Annotated in this window: 13 protein-coding genes; 5 read left to right on the top strand and 8 right to left on the bottom strand. The window is 65.8% G+C overall.

Annotated elements, in window-relative coordinates; translation table 11 throughout:
- Window positions 1-77: 77 nt before the first annotated feature.
- The 3 genes from ACFQE9_RS03140 to ACFQE9_RS03130 are packed head-to-tail and all read right to left on the bottom strand — an operon-like array spanning window position 78 to window position 3,026.
- A complete protein-coding gene (locus ACFQE9_RS03140) occupies window positions 78-1,076 on the bottom strand; it encodes an ornithine cyclodeaminase family protein (RefSeq protein WP_379740171.1) in 999 nt (332 codons plus the stop codon).
- Complete coding sequence (locus tag ACFQE9_RS03135; RefSeq protein ID WP_379740168.1) at window positions 1,069-2,130, bottom strand: branched-chain amino acid ABC transporter permease; 1,062 nt, start codon at window positions 2,128-2,130, stop codon at window positions 1,069-1,071. The genes ACFQE9_RS03140 and ACFQE9_RS03135 overlap by 8 nt, the downstream gene beginning before the upstream one ends.
- Window positions 2,127-3,026, bottom strand: coding sequence for a branched-chain amino acid ABC transporter permease (locus tag ACFQE9_RS03130; protein ID WP_379740165.1), 900 nt, complete (start codon window positions 3,024-3,026; stop codon window positions 2,127-2,129). The genes ACFQE9_RS03135 and ACFQE9_RS03130 overlap by 4 nt, the downstream gene beginning before the upstream one ends.
- Before the next feature lie 231 nt (window positions 3,027-3,257).
- Between ACFQE9_RS03130 and ACFQE9_RS03125 the strand changes: the two genes are divergently transcribed.
- Entirely contained in the window at window positions 3,258-4,667 is a 1,410-nt protein-coding gene (locus ACFQE9_RS03125; protein WP_379740162.1) for an ABC transporter substrate-binding protein, read from the top strand.
- A gap of 153 nt (window positions 4,668-4,820) precedes the next feature.
- Here the strand turns inward: ACFQE9_RS03125 and ACFQE9_RS03120 are convergent, their stop codons facing one another.
- The 4 genes from ACFQE9_RS03120 to ACFQE9_RS03105 all read right to left on the bottom strand — a co-directional run bounded on the left by ACFQE9_RS03120 (window position 4,821) and on the right by ACFQE9_RS03105 (window position 10,306).
- Entirely contained in the window at window positions 4,821-6,359 is a 1,539-nt protein-coding gene (locus ACFQE9_RS03120; protein WP_379740159.1) for an ATP-binding cassette domain-containing protein, read from the bottom strand.
- A gap of 841 nt (window positions 6,360-7,200) precedes the next feature.
- A complete protein-coding gene (locus tag ACFQE9_RS03115; RefSeq protein ID WP_379740156.1) occupies window positions 7,201-8,685 on the bottom strand; it encodes a tripartite tricarboxylate transporter permease in 1,485 nt (494 codons plus the stop codon).
- A 37-nt stretch (window positions 8,686-8,722) separates the two neighbouring features.
- Window positions 8,723-9,226 carry a tripartite tricarboxylate transporter TctB family protein gene (locus tag ACFQE9_RS03110; RefSeq protein ID WP_379740153.1) on the bottom strand — a complete coding sequence of 168 codons (504 nt, stop codon included), beginning with the start codon at window positions 9,224-9,226 and terminating at the stop codon, window positions 8,723-8,725.
- Between the two features lie 78 nt (window positions 9,227-9,304).
- Window positions 9,305-10,306 carry a Bug family tripartite tricarboxylate transporter substrate binding protein gene (locus ACFQE9_RS03105; protein ID WP_379740150.1) on the bottom strand — a complete coding sequence of 334 codons (1,002 nt, stop codon included), beginning with the start codon at window positions 10,304-10,306 and terminating at the stop codon, window positions 9,305-9,307.
- A gap of 171 nt (window positions 10,307-10,477) precedes the next feature.
- Here ACFQE9_RS03105 and ACFQE9_RS03100 point away from each other — a divergent pair, with 171 nt between their 5' ends.
- Both ACFQE9_RS03100 and ACFQE9_RS03095 read left to right on the top strand, forming a co-directional pair.
- Entirely contained in the window at window positions 10,478-10,936 is a 459-nt protein-coding gene (locus tag ACFQE9_RS03100; RefSeq protein WP_379740147.1) for a universal stress protein, read from the top strand.
- A 60-nt stretch (window positions 10,937-10,996) separates the two neighbouring features.
- Complete coding sequence (locus ACFQE9_RS03095; protein WP_379740144.1) at window positions 10,997-12,763, top strand: glutamate--tRNA ligase; 1,767 nt, start codon at window positions 10,997-10,999, stop codon at window positions 12,761-12,763.
- 46 nt (window positions 12,764-12,809) lie between these two features.
- Here ACFQE9_RS03095 and ACFQE9_RS03090 read toward each other — a convergent pair whose 3' ends face one another.
- Window positions 12,810-13,409 (bottom strand): metal-dependent hydrolase, encoded by a 600-nt coding sequence (locus ACFQE9_RS03090; protein WP_379740141.1) that lies wholly within the window; start codon window positions 13,407-13,409, stop codon window positions 12,810-12,812.
- A 149-nt stretch (window positions 13,410-13,558) separates the two neighbouring features.
- Here ACFQE9_RS03090 and ACFQE9_RS03085 point away from each other — a divergent pair, with 149 nt between their 5' ends.
- Window positions 13,559-14,788, top strand: a complete 1,230-nt coding sequence (locus ACFQE9_RS03085) for an HD domain-containing protein (RefSeq protein ID WP_379740138.1) — start codon at window positions 13,559-13,561, stop codon at window positions 14,786-14,788.
- A gap of 99 nt (window positions 14,789-14,887) precedes the next feature.
- Window positions 14,888-15,928 carry an amidohydrolase family protein gene (locus tag ACFQE9_RS03080; protein WP_379740135.1) on the top strand — a complete coding sequence of 347 codons (1,041 nt, stop codon included), beginning with the start codon at window positions 14,888-14,890 and terminating at the stop codon, window positions 15,926-15,928.
- The last annotated feature ends 38 nt before the right edge of the window (window positions 15,929-15,966 follow it).

The following is a 15,966-nucleotide window of genomic DNA, read 5'->3' as shown; positions in this document are numbered from 1 at the left end:
TTCCGAGGGGGACATAATCGTTGTGCCCGCGGGCGGGGTCGCAGCGACCGCGGCCCGGGCGAAAACGGGGTCCGACCCTACCGGCCGGTGAGCGCCTCGCTCGCCGGCGAGAGCTCGATGAACGTTCCGAGGTCCTGTTCGACCGCACGGTCGTAGAGGAGCTTCGCGGCGGCGACGGTCTCGACGCCCGTTCCCCCGCTGTCGAAGACGGTGATCTCGTCGTCGGACCGGCGACCCGGCGCCTCGCCCGCGACGACCTCGCCCAACTCGGCGTGGACGTGGTCATCGTCGACGAGCCCCTCCTCGAGCGCGTGGAGGAACGATCCGGCGTCCTGGAACGCGCGCTCGCGGAGGTCGGGGACGTACGTCGCACGCGCGATCGTTTCGGGCTCGAGTTCGCGGACGCCGGGGTCGTACTGACCCATCGCCGTGATGTGTGTCCCCGGCGTGACGTCCTCGTCGTCGACGACCGGCTCGGAGGCGTTCGTCGCCGTGACGACGACGTCGACGGGCGCGACCGCCTCGCGGCTCGTCTCGACGGGAACGATCTCGACGTCGACGAACTCCGCCATCTCCTGGGCGAACGCCTCGCGACTCTCCGGCGTCCGCGAGTAAACCCGGACCGTCTCGAAGTCGCGCACGGTCGCGATCGCGCGAAGCTGGCCGCGCGCCTGCGGACCCGCGCCCACGATCCCCAGCTCGGTGGCGTCCTCACGCGCGAGCGCGTCGACGCCGACCGCGCCCGTGGCGCCGGTCTTAAAGGGATTCATGCTGGCGCCGTCGAGCAGCGCCTTCGGCGCGCCCGACTCCGCGTCGAAAAGCGGCGTCACGAACCAGGCGTCGCCGGCGCCGAACCCCGCGGAGTACATGTATCCGCCCATCACGCCGGAGTCGGGCAGGATCGAGAGGTAGCCGGTCATCATGCCGGCGGGGTCCTCGTTCTTCAGCTTCGTTCGCGGCTTTGCGGGCGCGCCCTCGCCGCGCTGGCGATAGGCGTCGCGAACCGCGTCCACGTATTCGGTCACCGTTGCGAGTCCGGTCACGTCCTCGCTCGTGAGGAATCGTACGTCAGTCATCGGTCTCCTCTCGAGCAGTGGGCTCCGACCGTGATGAAAAGTTCGGTGCGGCCGACTCGATCCGGTCGCCGACGAACCGGAGGCGTTCGACGAGCCCCTCGGGCGCGTAGATGATGAAGAGGATCAACACGACGCCGTAGCCGATGTAGCTGAGCGCGCCGTACTGGCCGCCGAGGACCGTCGTCGCGTACTCCTCAAGCGGGATCAAAAGCAGCGTTCCGACGATCGGGCCGGCGATCGTCCCGATCCCGCCGATGAGCGTCGCGAGCGCGAACTGAATGGAGAGATCCAGCGAGAACGTCGCGCCCGGCGAGAGGAACTGGATGTAGACCGCATACAGGCTGCCGGCGATGGAGGTGATGACCGCGCTGATGATGAAGCCGTATATCTTCGACCGCGTCGTGTTGATCCCGATCGACTCGGCGGCCTGCTGGTTCTCGCGGATCGCGAGCAGGTAGTACCCCAGTCGGGAGTAGCGGATGTAGATGGAGACGGCGATGCTCCCCAGGAACAGCGCGTACGCCAGGTAGAAGTACGGAGCCCGGTTCGGGAAGATGAGCGTCGTCCATCCCGGGTCGCCGTAGACGGAGAGACCGGCGGATCCGCCGGTCAGGTCCGAAAAGTGGATCGCGAGGTACCACAGCCCTTCCACGACGGCGATCGTCGCCAGCGCGAAGTAGTGGCCGGTGAGCAGGAAGGAGGGATAGCCGACGACGATGGCGGCGAGCACCGCGAGGAGGATCCCGACGCCCATCCCGACCCAGGCGCTCATCCCGTGGGTCATGATCAGGATGCTGGTCGCGTAGGCGCCGATGCCCAGAAACATCGCGTTCCCGAGCGAGAACTGGCCGCCGAACCCGCCGATGATGTTCCAGGCCACCGCACACGATCCGATGAGGAAGACGAGGATGGAGATGTGTACGTAAAACGACGGAACGAACCGCGGGAGCGGAAGCAGCCCAACCGCGAGCAAAAGCGGCAGGTACACCCGCGGGTGTCCGAGCGCGTCGAGGACGCCCTCGAAGCCGAACCGGCCGCGCGAGTCGGTGCTCATCCGGAGACACCTCCTGACTTCAGGCTACGAAGTCTCGCGGTGAACGAGTCCATGTGGCCGGTCGCACGAAGCACGAGGATCGCGATGAAGATGGCGTAGTAGATGGGCGGACCCATCGAGGGGCTCAGGTACAGCCCGGCGAGCGACTCGATGATCCCGATGAGCGGTCCCGCGAGCAGGGTGCCGGTGACGTTTCCGAGCCCGCCGAGGACGACGATGACGAACGCGATGAGCACGTAGTAGGACCACACGGTCGGCTCGGCCGAGTCGAGCTGGACGGTGATCGTGCCGGCGACGCCGACGAGCGCGATCCCCAGCCCGAAGGTCAACATGTAGATGCGGTCGACGTCGATGCCCATCAGCTCCGCGATGTCGGAGGACTCGGCCGTGGCGCGGATGTTGAGTCCGGTCGTGGTTCGATACAGGAACGCGTACAACAGGATCGTGGTCACCACGGCGATCGCGAACCCGTAGACACGGACCTCCTCGAAGGGAACCCCGGCGAACTCGAGGCGCCCGTATAGCCCGCGGACCCGGACGGGGGTCGGGCTAAAGACGTAGAGCGCGACGTTCTCGAAGACCCAGATCATGCCGACGGTGACGAAGATCTGCGCGAACATCGATCGGCCCATTATCGGGTGGATGAGCACCCGATAGCTCACCGCGCCGAAGACGAAGAACAACGGCGCGACGACCAGTATGGCCACGAACGGATTGAGATCGAAGGTCGACCACAGAACGTGGGTCGCGTACATCGCGAGCATGAGGTACGCCCCGTGGGCGAAGTTGACGACGTCCATCACGCCGAAGATGAGCGTCAGCCCGACGGCCACGAGCACGTAGATCCCACCGGTGAGGATGCCGTATGACACCGCCCGTATGAGTAAATCTACCATAGGGGTAGATTCAGACGGCCGCTTAAATAAATTGCCGTTACGTCGGCGCCGATCGCGACGCGCCGTCACGTCCGCGGCGATCACGACGGCGTTGGCGTCCTCGATCGGATGTCCATTCGATGCCGATCGCCTCCTCGATCCCGAACGATCCCGGTTTCGCGTCGCCGTCACCGACCGCTCGTCACGTCCAGTGCGATAACTATATGTATTGTGGGTTAAGAATTATGTGGTATGCCAAACCCCAACAGTAGTAGGCGTACGTTCGTGAAGACGATCGGTGGTGCCGGCTTCGCCGTCGGCCTCGCGGGATGTACAGGAAACGGCGGGAACGGCGGAAACGGCAACGGCGGTGGCGGCAACGGGAATGGCGGAAACGGCGGAAACGGCAACGGCGGGACGAGCGGCGGAAACGGCAACGGCGACGCCGACGGCGTTCGCGTCGGCGCGCTGTTCCCGCTTTCGGGCGGCCTCGCACAGCTCGGCGAGGAGAGCCTTCGGGGCGTGGAACTGGCCGTCAAGGAGCGGAACGCGAACGGCGGCATAAGCGGCGAGGAGGTCTCGCTCGTCACCAAGGACGCGCCCGACGCCGACGCGGGCGTGAGCGCGGTCGAGAGCCTCGCCACGGTCGAGGAGGTCCCGGTCACGGTCGGAAGCTACTCGAGTACGATCTCCGCGGCGTCCTCGCGCCGTGCTTCGACCTACGATCTGCCCTACTGGGAGCTCGGCGCCGTCGCCGACAGCATCACCGAGGAGGGGGCGGACAACACGTTCCGAACGTGTGCGCCCGCGAGCTTCTTCGGGCGTGACGGGATGGACCTCACGGCGAACGTCATCGCGCCGGCTCTGGATACGGATCCGTCCGACCTCAACGTCGCGATCATGTACGAGAGCGGCGAGTACGGCAACGCCGTCGGTGACTCGGCGCGCAGCGCGGCCGAGGACCTCGGACTCAACGTCGTCGAGGACATCGAGTACGAGGCCGACACCTCCGACCTCTCCTCCGCGGTCCAGCGGCTCGGCGAGGCGGACGTCGACGTCCTCAACCACACCGGCTACGACGCCGACATCGACCTGCTTTGGACCCAGCTTTCGAACCTCGACGTGTTCATCCCGGCTGCCGTCGGTAACGGCGGCGGCTACTCGCTCACCACCTACCGCGAGAACGTCGGCGACAACACGGCCCTCGGCGTGTTCAACGAGGACTTCACCCAGTACAACACGAACCCCGAGTTCGCGCCCGGCATCGAGGAGTTCGTCCAGCTGTACGCCGACGAGTTCGGCGACCCGCCGCTTTCGGGCCACTCGCTCGCGAACTACTTCGGCGCCAACGTCCTCTTCGACGTGATGGAGAACGCCGACTCCTACGACCTCGACACCATCCGCGAGGAGGCGTTCGCCCTCGATCGCGAGCTGAACACCAGCGCGACCTCGTGGGGCGTCAGCTTCAACGAGGAGACCCAACAGAACGAACGCATCAGCGTCGTCGGCCACCAGTGGCAGGAGGACACCTACGACGACGACATCTGGCACCCGGAGGTCACCGACGGCACGCCGGACCTCTACTCCATCTTCCCCGAGGAGGCGCGCCTCGAGGGCATCGACGTGACGAACATCCCCCAGCCGGACTACACCGAGGAGTAACGCCTCGAGGGATTCTCGACGTTCGGTCTTTTTTGCGGCTTCAGTCGACGTCGTCGCGAGCGACCGGAGCCACGTTTGGCGACGGTCGGCGTGGACGCCCAACGTGAGAAAGCGTGATGTCGAAGCAGCCGAAATCCCGACCGCGAACCGGATTTAGATGCCGAGATACAGGTCGATCAGCTCGTCCTCGTTCGTGAGGGAACTCGGCGTCCCCTCGAACTGGAGGTCGCCCTGCGCGAGGATGTAGACGTAGTCGGCGATCCGCATCGCGGCTCGCACGTTCTGTTCGATGAGGATGACGTGGGAGCCCTGGTCGACGAGGACCTGCACGAGATCGAAGACGTCGTCGACGAGGGAGGGCGCGAGCCCGGCCGTCGGCTCGTCGAGCAGGTAGACGTCGGCGTCGAGCATCATCGCGCGCCCGAAGCTGACCATCATCTGCTGGCCGCCCGAAAGCGAGCGCGCCTTGTCGTCGAGCTTCTCCTCCAGGATCGGGAACTCCTCGAGCACCGTCCGGTAGTTCTCCTCGATACGTTCGTCGTCGTCGAGGACGTTCAACGCCCCGACCCGCAGGTTCTCCTTGACGGTCAAGTCGCCGAGCACGCCGCCCTCCTGGGGTAGCGTGGCGACGCCCTTTCGGGCGATCTCACGCGGGGCCAGTTCCGTGAGGTCGACGTCGCCGTACTCGACGCTGCCCGACCAGGCCGGAACGAGCCCGTTCAACGACTTCAGCATCGTCGACTTCCCGCTCCCGTTCGGACCGAAGATGCAGGTGACGCCGGGGCGGCTCTCCATCGAGATGCCGTGGACGACCTCGTGTTTGCCGTAGCCGGTCACCACGTCCGTGGCGACCAGTCGGTCGCCGGTATCCGCCGGAGTCGCCGTCCCCTCGTCCGCGGACGCATCCTCGAGGATCGACTCGGCGCTTTCGGACTCGTCGGCGCTGCCGAGATACGCCTCACGGACGCGTGGATCGCCCTTCACGTCGTCGAAGGCTCCCTCGGCGATGACCCGTCCCTGGTCGAAGACGGTGACCGTGTCGGCGATCTGCTTTATCATGTCCATGTCGTGCTCGACGATGACGAACGACGTCCCCTGCCGGTTCATCTCGCGGATGTGATCCAGGATCCGCTCTTGGAGGGCGGGATTGACGCCGGCGGTGGGCTCGTCGAGCATGATGCAGTCGGGGTCGAGCATCAGGATGCGCGCGAGCTCCAACAGCTTCTGTTGGCCGCCGCTCATCTCGTCTGCGAGATCGTCGGCGAGGTGGTCGATCTCCAGGAACTCGAGGATCTCGGCGGCGCGCTCGCGCGAATCGACGTCGTCGTCGTTCGGGACCGCGAGGAGGTTGTCCCGCACCGTCATCTCCTCGAACGGCGTAGTGATCTGGAAGGTTCGCGCGAGCCCCTCGCGGGCGATCGCGTACGGCTTCCACCCGGTCACGTCGGTCCCGTTGAACCGGACGGTGCCCGACGTCGGCTTGTAAAAGCCCGAGACGGTGTTGAAGAAGGTCGACTTCCCGCTCCCGTTCGGACCGATCAGTCCGCGGATCTCCCCGTCCGTGACCGAGAAGTCGATCCCGTCGTTGGCGACGAGCGATCCGAACTTCTTCGTCAGATCGGTCGTCTCCAGGATCGGCTCCGACTCGCGCTCCCGGGACTCGGATCTGGGTGTCGAATCAGCCGTACTCATTGATACCTCCCGATTCTCGGCCATCCTATATAAACCCTGGCCGACAGGCGCGCGCCTGTCGTCAGATCCCGGGGCGTTCCCGGTTCCGCCTTCTCGAGGACACGACGTGTGAGTGATCTTTCTCGACCGAGAACCGCGACACGTGTTTTGGGAGAGTCAAATTAGATATAAAACAGATTTATTGGTTATCTATTGAATCAAAATCGTATATGCTGGAAAAATACAATATATACACAATATCTCCGGGTATAGCTGATTTATATTGAACGATAATACGAAATCGGCTTTTTGTAACGATCGATCGAACACTCGAACCTGGAGATCCGGGTCGCTCGTGGGACGACCGATACGGTGCGCCTCCGGGTACGGAGACGCACGAATCGACGAGATGCCCCGGAAGGCGATGGGAATTACAAAAATAGTTCTGTAAGTATCTGGAACGAGATCGAACGCTCCCGTCGAAGTGAATCGATTACGAATGGCTTTTTTCGTCATTAACAAATACTATTGATCGCCCGGTAGTTCGTTGATCGACGTAATATATTGCATGTGTAGATAGTTAAAATAACATGAGTATGAGTGGTATTCGGTTTTTTCGCCGGATGAGGACCTATAAACCCACTATTGACGTCGACCTCCCGAACGGTGAACGAGTCTCCCGTCAGAATTATTACGACGTTCGTCGATCAGTAGTGTAAAGGTGGGTATCGACGTCGAACCCGATCAGTCGGACTGCCAGATGCGATCGGTCGGATCAACGGGCGCGATCGGTCGGAAGGTCGAACCCCGGTCGATCGGAAGGTGGAACGTCGATCGGTGGAACGCCGATCGCCCGGATGCGTCAATTTCCGGTCACTCGTTCGGCGATGAACGGCGAGAACAGCGAGATCACCGACAGGCCGAGGATGGCCATCGCGATGGGGCTCGCGAGGAAGATGTCGATGGAGCCGTCCGACAGCTGTAGCGATCGACGCAGGTTCTGTTCGGCGATCGGACCCAGGATGAGTCCAAGAACCATGGGTGCCAACGGGTAATCGTCCATCCGTATCACGAACCCGAGCAGTCCGGCGAGCGCCATCGTCCAGACGTCGAAGATCCCTCCACGAAGGGCGAACGAACCGACGACACACAACACGATGATCACGGGCCAGAGGTACTGCGGCGGGAAGTTGATGATCCGAACCCACATGTGTGCGCCGAGCAGTCCGAGGATGAGGATACAGACGTACACCAAGAAGAACCCGATGAAGATCGAAAAGACCAATCCGGTCTCCTGTTCGAAGAGCCCCGGTCCGGGACGGATCCCGTGTACCAAAAGCGCCCCGATCAGGATCGCCGTCACCGAGTCGCCGGGAATTCCGAGCGTGAGCGTCGGCACGAGCGCGCCGCCGGTGCTCGCGTTGTTCCCGGCCTCCGCGGCCGCGACGCCGCGGATGTTCCCCTCGCCGAACGGGGGCGTCGCGTTCCTCGCCCACCGTTTGGCCTCGTTGTAGGTGACGAAGGAGGCGATGTCCCCGCCGGCGCCCGGCAGCGCCCCGATGAACGTGCCGATGATGCTGGAGGAGAACACCACGTTGCGGATCTCCGTGAGGTCACCCATGCTCGGCATGATGTTCGAGACGTCCTGTTCGACGTCGATCTCGTCGAGCCCCTCGCGGTACCGGTTGAACGCCTCCGCGAGCCCGAACAGGCCGATCATCACGGCGATGAACTGGACGCCGGAGGTCAACACCGGAATGCCGAACGAGAAGCGGGGATAGCCGGTCGTCGGGTCGAGCCCGATCGTCGCGATGAACATCCCGAGCAGCCCGGTGATCATCCCCTTCGCGATCGAGTCGCCGCTGACGCTCGCGATGATCGTCAGCCCGAAGAACGCGAGCGCGAAGTACTCCGGCGACCGGAACCGGAGCGCGAACTCCGCGATCTGCGGCGAGATGAACGTGATGAGCACGACGCTCGTCGCGCCCCCGACGAACGAGGCGACGGTCGCGATCCCGATCGCGTTCCCGCCTTTCCCCTGTTGGGAGAGCGGGAACCCGTCGAATATCGTGGCCGCCGCGCTCGGGGTCCCGGGCGTCCGGATCAAGATCGCGGGGATTGACCCCGCAAAGAGCGCGCCGCCGTAGATCCCGAGAAGGAGCATCATCCCCTCCGTCGGGTTCATGCCGAAGGTGAACGAGACCAGGACGGCGACGGTCATCGTCGCGGTCATGCCGGGGATCGCGCCCATGGCGATCCCGATCAGGACGCCGACGACGATCAGGATCAACGGGAGCGGCTGGAGGACCAGCGACAGCCCCTCCATGATCCCGCCGACGACCGTCATCGGTGCCTCCCGTGTTGACCGTTCGTCCCATCCCGGCTCATGCCAGTCCCACCCCGCCGTAGAGGTATGGAAGCAGCCGGCTGATCGGAACGAACGGGTTCTCCGGAAGCGGCACGCGGAGGAACCGATCGAAGATGTAGAACAACACAAGGGTCACGATCAGGGCCACCGGAACGGAGCGACGGGTCCGTTCGACCCCCGAAAAGTGCATGCTGACGATCAAAAACGCGATCGTGGCGATCAGGAACCCGAGGAACGGGAGTAACACCACGTATCCGAAGACCAAGCCCGCCGCGGCGGCGACCGTCACGAGGACGGACCGCTCGATCTCGCGAGTCTGGACCGTCTCGGAACGGATTCCCCTCACGATCTGGGCGATCGCAAAGACGGCGATCAGTCCGCCGATGACCCGCGGGAAGAACGCGGGAGAGGTGCTTCCGAACCCGGACGGGAATCCCTCGGTGTAGAGGTACATCACGGCGACGAAGAACAGCAGGATTGCGCCGCCGATCTCGTCGGTATATCTGATGTTCAGCGTCATGTCATATCGTGTAGTGTCATGGGTACGGTAAAGAAGACGGCGGTCGCCGGATCGGCCCCGCCGTCGACGGTCGTCGGGCTATCCCTGCAGATCCAGGTTGTCGATGAGTTCGCCGAAGTCCTCGTAGGACTGCTGCATGAACTCGCCGAATTCCTCGGTGTCGCGGTGGATGAGTCCGAACCCGCTGTTGTCCATGAACTCCCGGAAGTCGTCGGACTCGTAGACGTCGTAGAACGTCTCGTACAGCGTGTCGATTCGGTCCTCGGGCGTGTCGTTCGGGACGCCGAGGCCGCGCCAGGCACCCATCGTGAAGTCGACGTCCTCCTCGATGAGCGTCGGTACCTCGGGCATGATGTCGAGACGCTCCTCGCCGAAGGTGGCGAGCGTCTTGAGCGGGCCGTCGAGCACCTGCGGGGCGACCTCCGCACCGCTCGAGGTCGTCGCCTCGACCTCGCCGTTGAGGACGGCTTCGGTGGCGGGTGCGGCGCCGTTATAACCGACGTGGTCCAGCTCGATACCCGCTTCCTGGGCGAAACCGGCGGCCGAGAGGTGCCAGATGCCGCCGGGTCCGGAGTTCGAGACGCTGATCTCGCCCGGGTTGTCCTCGGCGTAGTCGATGAACTCCCCGAGGGTGTCGTAGGGGGCGTCCTCGGGGACCGTGAGCGCCGCCGGATCGAAGTTGTACTGCATGATCGGCATCACGTCCTCGTGGTTGACGTCGGCGACCCCGAGATGCTCGATCGTGACGAGCTCGACGGTCAGGATTCCGACGGTGTGACCGTCCGGCGTGGCGTTCGCGGTCGCGTTGAACCCTACGCTCCCGGTACCACCCGTCTGGTTGCTCACGAACACGGAGACGTCGAGCTGTTCCTCGGCGCCGCTCGCCAACTGGCGTCCCGTCTGGTCCGTTCCGCCGCCCTCGGACCACGGGCAGATCATCTCGATGTCCTGATTCGGGAACTCCTCTTCCCCGCCCGGAATCGCGTCCGTACACCCGGCGAGACCGGTCGTCGCGAGCGCGGCTCCGGTTCCCGTCGCCTGGATGAATCTTCGACGATCTATTATGGTGTTATCGACCATATGGGATCCGTTATCGTGGGGGGTACTTATTCTTTCCTTCGTACGTGGGTCCTTTCCCCCGTACGGGAAACGCTTCGACAGCGTTCGTCGAGAAGCGTGATCGAACGCGTATCGATCGACGGATCGTGGACCCTCCCGATAGTTTATATATTTGCTATCCGAGAGGACGGTATGACGATCATCGCAGCGATCGACCGGTCCGACGACGCCGAGCACGTCGTCGCCGAGGGAGCCAAACTCGCCGAACGGTTCGGAACGGAGCTGCACGTCGTCCACGTCGCCGGACAGTACGAGACGACGAAGCGAGTTCGTCTCGATGCGTCCGAGGGCTCCAGAGACCCCCTCGAGATGGATGACGACGAGCGCGCGCGTGTTCACGCCGAAAGCGTCGGGACGGCCGTTACGGACGAGTTCACGGCGGTCGGACTCGTCGGGTTCCCCGCCGACGAGATACTCCGGTACGCCGACGAGCGGGACGCGAGGTACATCGTGGTCGGCGGCCGGCGGCGATCGCCGATCGGAAAGGCGCTCTTCGGGAGTACCGCCCAGGAGATCCTCCTCGAGTCGACTCGACCGGTGGTGACGGTCGCGAGGTCGAAGGCGGCGGACGATTCCGTGTCCGAGGAGTGAGCCATCGTTCGGCAGGTGGTTCCGCGACGTTTTTGAGCCGTCCGCAGAAACCGTAGCGCAATGGACGAGGACCTTCGCGAGCGCGTGGCCGCGGCCGCCGAGGAGGCTGCGCTGTTCAACGCGCTCAAACACGAGAGCGACCCGGACGTGGGCGCGATCATGGGGCCGCTCATGGGATCGAACCCCGACTTCCGGCCGCATGGCGACGAGATCCCCGGCGTCGTCGCGCCGATCGTCGACCGCGTCGCGGCGATGGACGCCGCCGAACGCCGCGACCGCCTGTCGGAGCTGGCTCCCGAGCGCCTCGACGAGCTCGAGGCCGAGGACGAGACGGACGATCACGCGCTTCCGGACCTCCCGAACGCGGAGGACGGCGAGGTCGTGATGCGGGCGGCCCCCAATCCGAACGGCCCCTGGCACATCGGCCATGCTCGGATGCCCTCGGTGATCGGCACCTACGCCGAGCGGTACGACGGCGAGTTCATCGTCCGGTTCGACGACACGGACCCCGAGACGAAGCGTCCCGACCTCGAGGCCTACGACGCGATCCTCGAGGACGTCGAGTACCTCGGGTTCGAGCCCGACGTCGTGCTCAGGGCCTCCGACCGCGTCGAGACCTACTACGACCACGCCCGCGAGCTGATCGATCTGGGCGGGGCCTACACCTGTTCGTGTCCGGCCGAGACGTTCAGCGAGCTGAAGGCCGACGCGGAGGCGTGTCCCCACCGCGGAAAGGACGCGGAAACGGTCCACGAGGAGTTCGAGGCGATGATCGCGGGCGAGTACGAGCCGGGCGAGATGGTCCTTCGCGTCCGGACGGACATCGAGCACAAGAACCCCGCGCTGCGCGATTGGGTCGCCTTCCGTCTCGTCGGGGCCGCACACCCCCGCGAGGAGGCGGCCGACTACGACTGCTGGCCGATGCTCGACTTCCAGTCGGGCGTCGACGACCACCTCACCGGCGTCACCCACATCATCCGCGGGATCGACCTCCAGGACTCCGCGAAACGCCAGCGGTTCGTCTACGACTACTTCGGCTGGGAGTACCCGGAGGTGCTCCACTGGGGCCACGTGCAACTCGACGAGTACGACGTCCGGATCTCCACCTCGACGATCAAGGGGCTCATCGAGGCCGGCGAGCTGACCGGGTGGGACGACCCGCGTGCGCCGACGCTCCGATCGCTTCGACGTCGCGGCATCCGCGGGTCGGCGATCGTCGAGGCGATGGTCGAACTCGGGATGTCGACCTCCGACGTGGACCTCGCGATGTCCGCCGTCTACGCGAACAACCGCGATCTGATAGACGACGAGGCGGACCGCCGGTTCCTCGTCCGCGACCGTCCCGAGGCGCCGGCGGTCGAACTCGACGTGCGGGGCGGCCCGGACGCCGGCCATCCCCCGTTGCACCCCGACCACGACGACCGCGGGACGCGCACCATCCCCGCGGGCGCCGTGTACCTCGAGGAACCCGACCTCCCCGAGGACGGCGCACGCGTCTGGTTGAAGGGGTTCGGCTGCGTCCGATACGACGCGGACGAGGAAGCCCTCGAATACGCCGGCGACGACATCACGGCCGTCCGCGAGGAGGGCGTTTCGGTCGTCCACTGGGCGCCGGTCGCTGAATCGCTCGAGACGACGATGCGAACGATGGACGGAGACGTTGCGGGGTATGCGGAACCCGGCGTGGCGGAGTTGTCGATCGACGACGTGATCCAGTTCGAGCGCGTCGGATTCGTGCGGATCGACGAGTTCGATCCCGACCCTGCACCGGAGGAGTACGGTCCTAACGGGGGGGAGGACCTGGTCGTCTACTACGCGCACCCGTAGCGGTGTCGCGTGTCGGAAGGGACCTCGTGTTCGCTCCCGTCCCGGTTCACTCGAAGTATCGTTCCGGCACCCACTTGCGGGCGGACGCCGGCACTCGTGCCGCAATGGCCGAGGCGATGTCCGGAAGCCGGCGACGCACCGCGACGTAGACGGCCGAGACGCCGAGAAGCACGGCGGCGATCGCGGCGAAGACGCCCTCGGCGACGAAGAGGACGGGAACGGCCGCCGCCGTCGCGATCCCGAGATCCTCGGGCGATCCGTCGTATCTGATCCACCGCCGCGGCGCGATCCACCGGCCGCGGACGTGGTCGTAGACGCCCCGATCGTCGCGCCCCTCCCAGGGTCTCAGCTCAAGCCCGCCGCCGAGGACGTCCATCAGACAGTGAGCCGCGGCGGCCGCGAGGAACACCGCAAGCGCGACCGCCGTCGGCGTGGCCGACACGACCGCCGCGACCGCCGCGATCCCGGCCGCGATCGGGTATCCAACCGGGTAGTGGAGCGCGCGTCGGTGGCCCCTGTAGAGGTCGAGGTCCGGCGCCGCCCCGCCGACGAGCCCCGCGAGGAGGACGATCCCCGCGAGTTCGGGGGCGATCACGGCGATCGGTGCCGCGATCGCCATCCCGACGATCGCGTGGGTCGTCTGCATCATTACGTCCTTATGGACACGACAGATATGTATGAATCTGTCGGGACCGATCGTCGTCATTCATCGGATCGACGGTTCCGTCTCCGGGTCGATGGCGACGCCTCCCGACCGGCGCCGAGCCTTATAAGCGATGGCGACGAAACGCGCGTATGGTCACGATCAAGGACAGCGTCCACGACCACATCCGGATCGAGGGCGTGGCCGCCGACCTCCTCGATACGCCCGCGATCCAGCGCCTCCGGCGCGTCTCCCAGCTCGGGACCGTCACGCTCGTGTATCCCTCCGCGAACCACACCCGGTTCGAACACTCCCTCGGGGTGTATCACCTCGCCAGCCGCGCGCTCGACCACCTCGGCATCGAGGGGGTTCGGGCCGACCGGATCGAGGCGGCCGCGATCCTCCACGACGTCGGCCACGCGCCCTTCAGTCACAACGTCGAGTCGCTGCTTCATCGACACACCGGCAAGTACCACGACGACGTCGACGAGCTGCTCGCGGCGGGCGACGTCGGTGACGTGCTTCGCGATCACGGCCTCGATCCGGATCGCGTCGCCGGCCTCGTGGCGGGTGAAGGACGATACGGCGGGCTCGTCTCCGGCGAGCTCGACGTCGACCGGATGGACTATCTCGTTCGCGACGCTCACCACACGGGAGTCCCCTACGGAACCATCGACACCGGCCGGCTGGTCCGGGAGTTGACCTTCCGCGACGACACCCTCGTGCTCGACGAGGGAAACGTTCAGACCGCGGAGAGTCTACTTCTCGCGCGTGCGCTCATGAACCCGGTCGTCTACACCCATCACGTCGCCCGCATCTCGAAGGCGATGTTGCGCCGGGCGACGGCGCGGCTCCTCCGGGCGCCGGACGTCACGGCCGAGGCAGTCCGCCGGATGGACGACCCCGAACTGCTCGTCGCGTTGCGCGCCAACGACGGGACGCGTCCCCTCGTCCGCCGGCTCGACGAGCGCGACCTCTACAAGCGGGCCATGTGGGCGGAATACGACGACGTCCCGGAGGAGATACACGACGCCGATCACGAGCGCGTCCGAGAGCTCGAGACCGAGATCGCGTCGATCGCCGGAGTCGAGCGGGAACGGGCGGTGATCCTCGACGTTCCGCCGGAGCCATCGATGCGCGAGTCGACCTCGCGCGTCACGGTCAACGGCGAGATCCGACGTCTCGAGGAACAGTCGCCGCTCGTCTCGGCGCTGCGGACGGCCCAGCACAACCAGTGGCGCCTCGGCGTCTACTGTCCGGAGCCGCTCACGGACCGCGTCGGGCGAGCGGCCGCGGACGTCCTCGAACTGGACGTGGACTCGCTCGTCAGCGACGTCCGCCACGGCATGGCCGCCACGCTCGACGAGTTCGAGTCCGAGTGATTCCCCTTACCGACCGTTCGACTCGGCCCGCGGACCGTTCGACTCGCCGGCCGATCACGGGTCGTGACCTTCAAGCCACGCCGGGTGGTCTCCTCGGGTATGCACGTCGAAGGGACGATCCTCCGCGGCCGACAGTTCACGCCGGTCGAGGGACGGGTCGTGATCGCCGACGGCGAGATCGTCGCCATCGAGGAGGTCGAGACCGAAAGCGACGACGTGATCGTGCCCGCGTTCGTCAACGCCCACACCCACATCGGCGACTCGATCGCCAAGGAGGCGGGCGGCGGCCTCTCGCTCGACGAGCTCGTCGCGCCGCCGGACGGGCTCAAGCACCGCCTCCTCCGGTCGGCGAGCCGCGAGGAGACGGTCGAGGCCATGGCCAGGTCGCTCCGATTCATGGAGTCGACCGGAACGGGCGCGTTCCTCGAGTTCCGCGAGGGCGGCCGCGAGGGCGTCGCCGCGCTCCGTGACGCCCTGGCCGGACGCGGCGGTGCGGAGTCGATCGGGGCGCGCGACGTCGAGTCGGTGATCCTGGGTCGTGGCGGGAGCGAGGTCCTCGAGGTCGCGGACGGGTATGGTGCCTCCGGCGCCCGCGACGGCGACTTCGACGAGGCGCGCAACGCGGCCCGAAAGGCGGGAAAGCCGTTCGCGATCCACGCCGGCGAGCGTGACGACCTCGACGTCAACCCGGCGATCGACCTGGATCCGGACTTCCTCGTCCACATGGTCCACGCGGGAGAGCTTCACCTCGACCGCATCGAGGACCGGAACACGCCGGTCGTGGTCTGTCCGCGGTCGAACCTCGTCACGAACGTGGGGGTCCCGCCGATCCGAGAGCTCGCTGAACGGACGACCGTCGCGCTCGGAACGGACAACGTCATGTTGAACTCGCCGTCGATGTTCCGCGAGATGGAGTTCGCGGCCAAGCTGGCGGACGTTCCGGCGGCGGCGGTCCTCCGGATGGCGACGGTCAACGGCGCGGAGATCGCCGGCCTCGACTGCGGGGTGATCGAGGAGGGTGCGGACGGCAAGCTCCTGGTGCTCGACGGCGACTCGGACAACCTCGCCGGCGTGCAGGACCTCGTCCGCGCCGTCGTCCGGCGCGCCGGTCACGGCGACGTCGAACGCGTCGTGTTATAGCGCCGTGTCGTGGGCGTCCAACGGCGTCGTGTTGTAGG

The organism is Halopenitus salinus (genome assembly GCF_042662125.1).
In the GTDB taxonomy this organism is placed as follows: domain Archaea; phylum Halobacteriota; class Halobacteria; order Halobacteriales; family Haloferacaceae; genus Halopenitus; species Halopenitus salinus.
This window is presented reverse-complemented; position numbering and strand designations above follow the sequence as displayed.

Excerpts from the sequence above, each read along its gene's own strand:
- ACFQE9_RS03140 (WP_379740171.1), bottom strand. The coding sequence starts at position 1,076 with ATGACTGACGTACGATTCCTCACGAGCGAGGACGTGACCGGACTCGCA.
- ACFQE9_RS03135 (WP_379740168.1), bottom strand. The coding sequence starts at position 2,130 with ATGAGCACCGACTCGCGCGGCCGGTTCGGCTTCGAGGGCGTCCTCGAC.
- ACFQE9_RS03130 (WP_379740165.1), bottom strand. The coding sequence starts at position 3,026 with ATGGTAGATTTACTCATACGGGCGGTGTCATACGGCATCCTCACCGGT.
- ACFQE9_RS03125 (WP_379740162.1), top strand. The coding sequence starts at position 3,258 with ATGCCAAACCCCAACAGTAGTAGGCGTACGTTCGTGAAGACGATCGGT.
- ACFQE9_RS03120 (WP_379740159.1), bottom strand. The coding sequence starts at position 6,359 with ATGAGTACGGCTGATTCGACACCCAGATCCGAGTCCCGGGAGCGCGAG.
- ACFQE9_RS03115 (WP_379740156.1), bottom strand. The coding sequence starts at position 8,685 with ATGACGGTCGTCGGCGGGATCATGGAGGGGCTGTCGCTGGTCCTCCAG.
- ACFQE9_RS03110 (WP_379740153.1), bottom strand. The coding sequence starts at position 9,226 with ATGACGCTGAACATCAGATATACCGACGAGATCGGCGGCGCAATCCTG.
- ACFQE9_RS03105 (WP_379740150.1), bottom strand. The coding sequence starts at position 10,306 with ATGGTCGATAACACCATAATAGATCGTCGAAGATTCATCCAGGCGACG.
- ACFQE9_RS03100 (WP_379740147.1), top strand. The coding sequence starts at position 10,478 with ATGACGATCATCGCAGCGATCGACCGGTCCGACGACGCCGAGCACGTC.
- ACFQE9_RS03095 (WP_379740144.1), top strand. The coding sequence starts at position 10,997 with ATGGACGAGGACCTTCGCGAGCGCGTGGCCGCGGCCGCCGAGGAGGCT.
- ACFQE9_RS03090 (WP_379740141.1), bottom strand. The coding sequence starts at position 13,409 with ATGCAGACGACCCACGCGATCGTCGGGATGGCGATCGCGGCACCGATC.
- ACFQE9_RS03085 (WP_379740138.1), top strand. The coding sequence starts at position 13,559 with ATGGTCACGATCAAGGACAGCGTCCACGACCACATCCGGATCGAGGGC.
- ACFQE9_RS03080 (WP_379740135.1), top strand. The coding sequence starts at position 14,888 with ATGCACGTCGAAGGGACGATCCTCCGCGGCCGACAGTTCACGCCGGTC.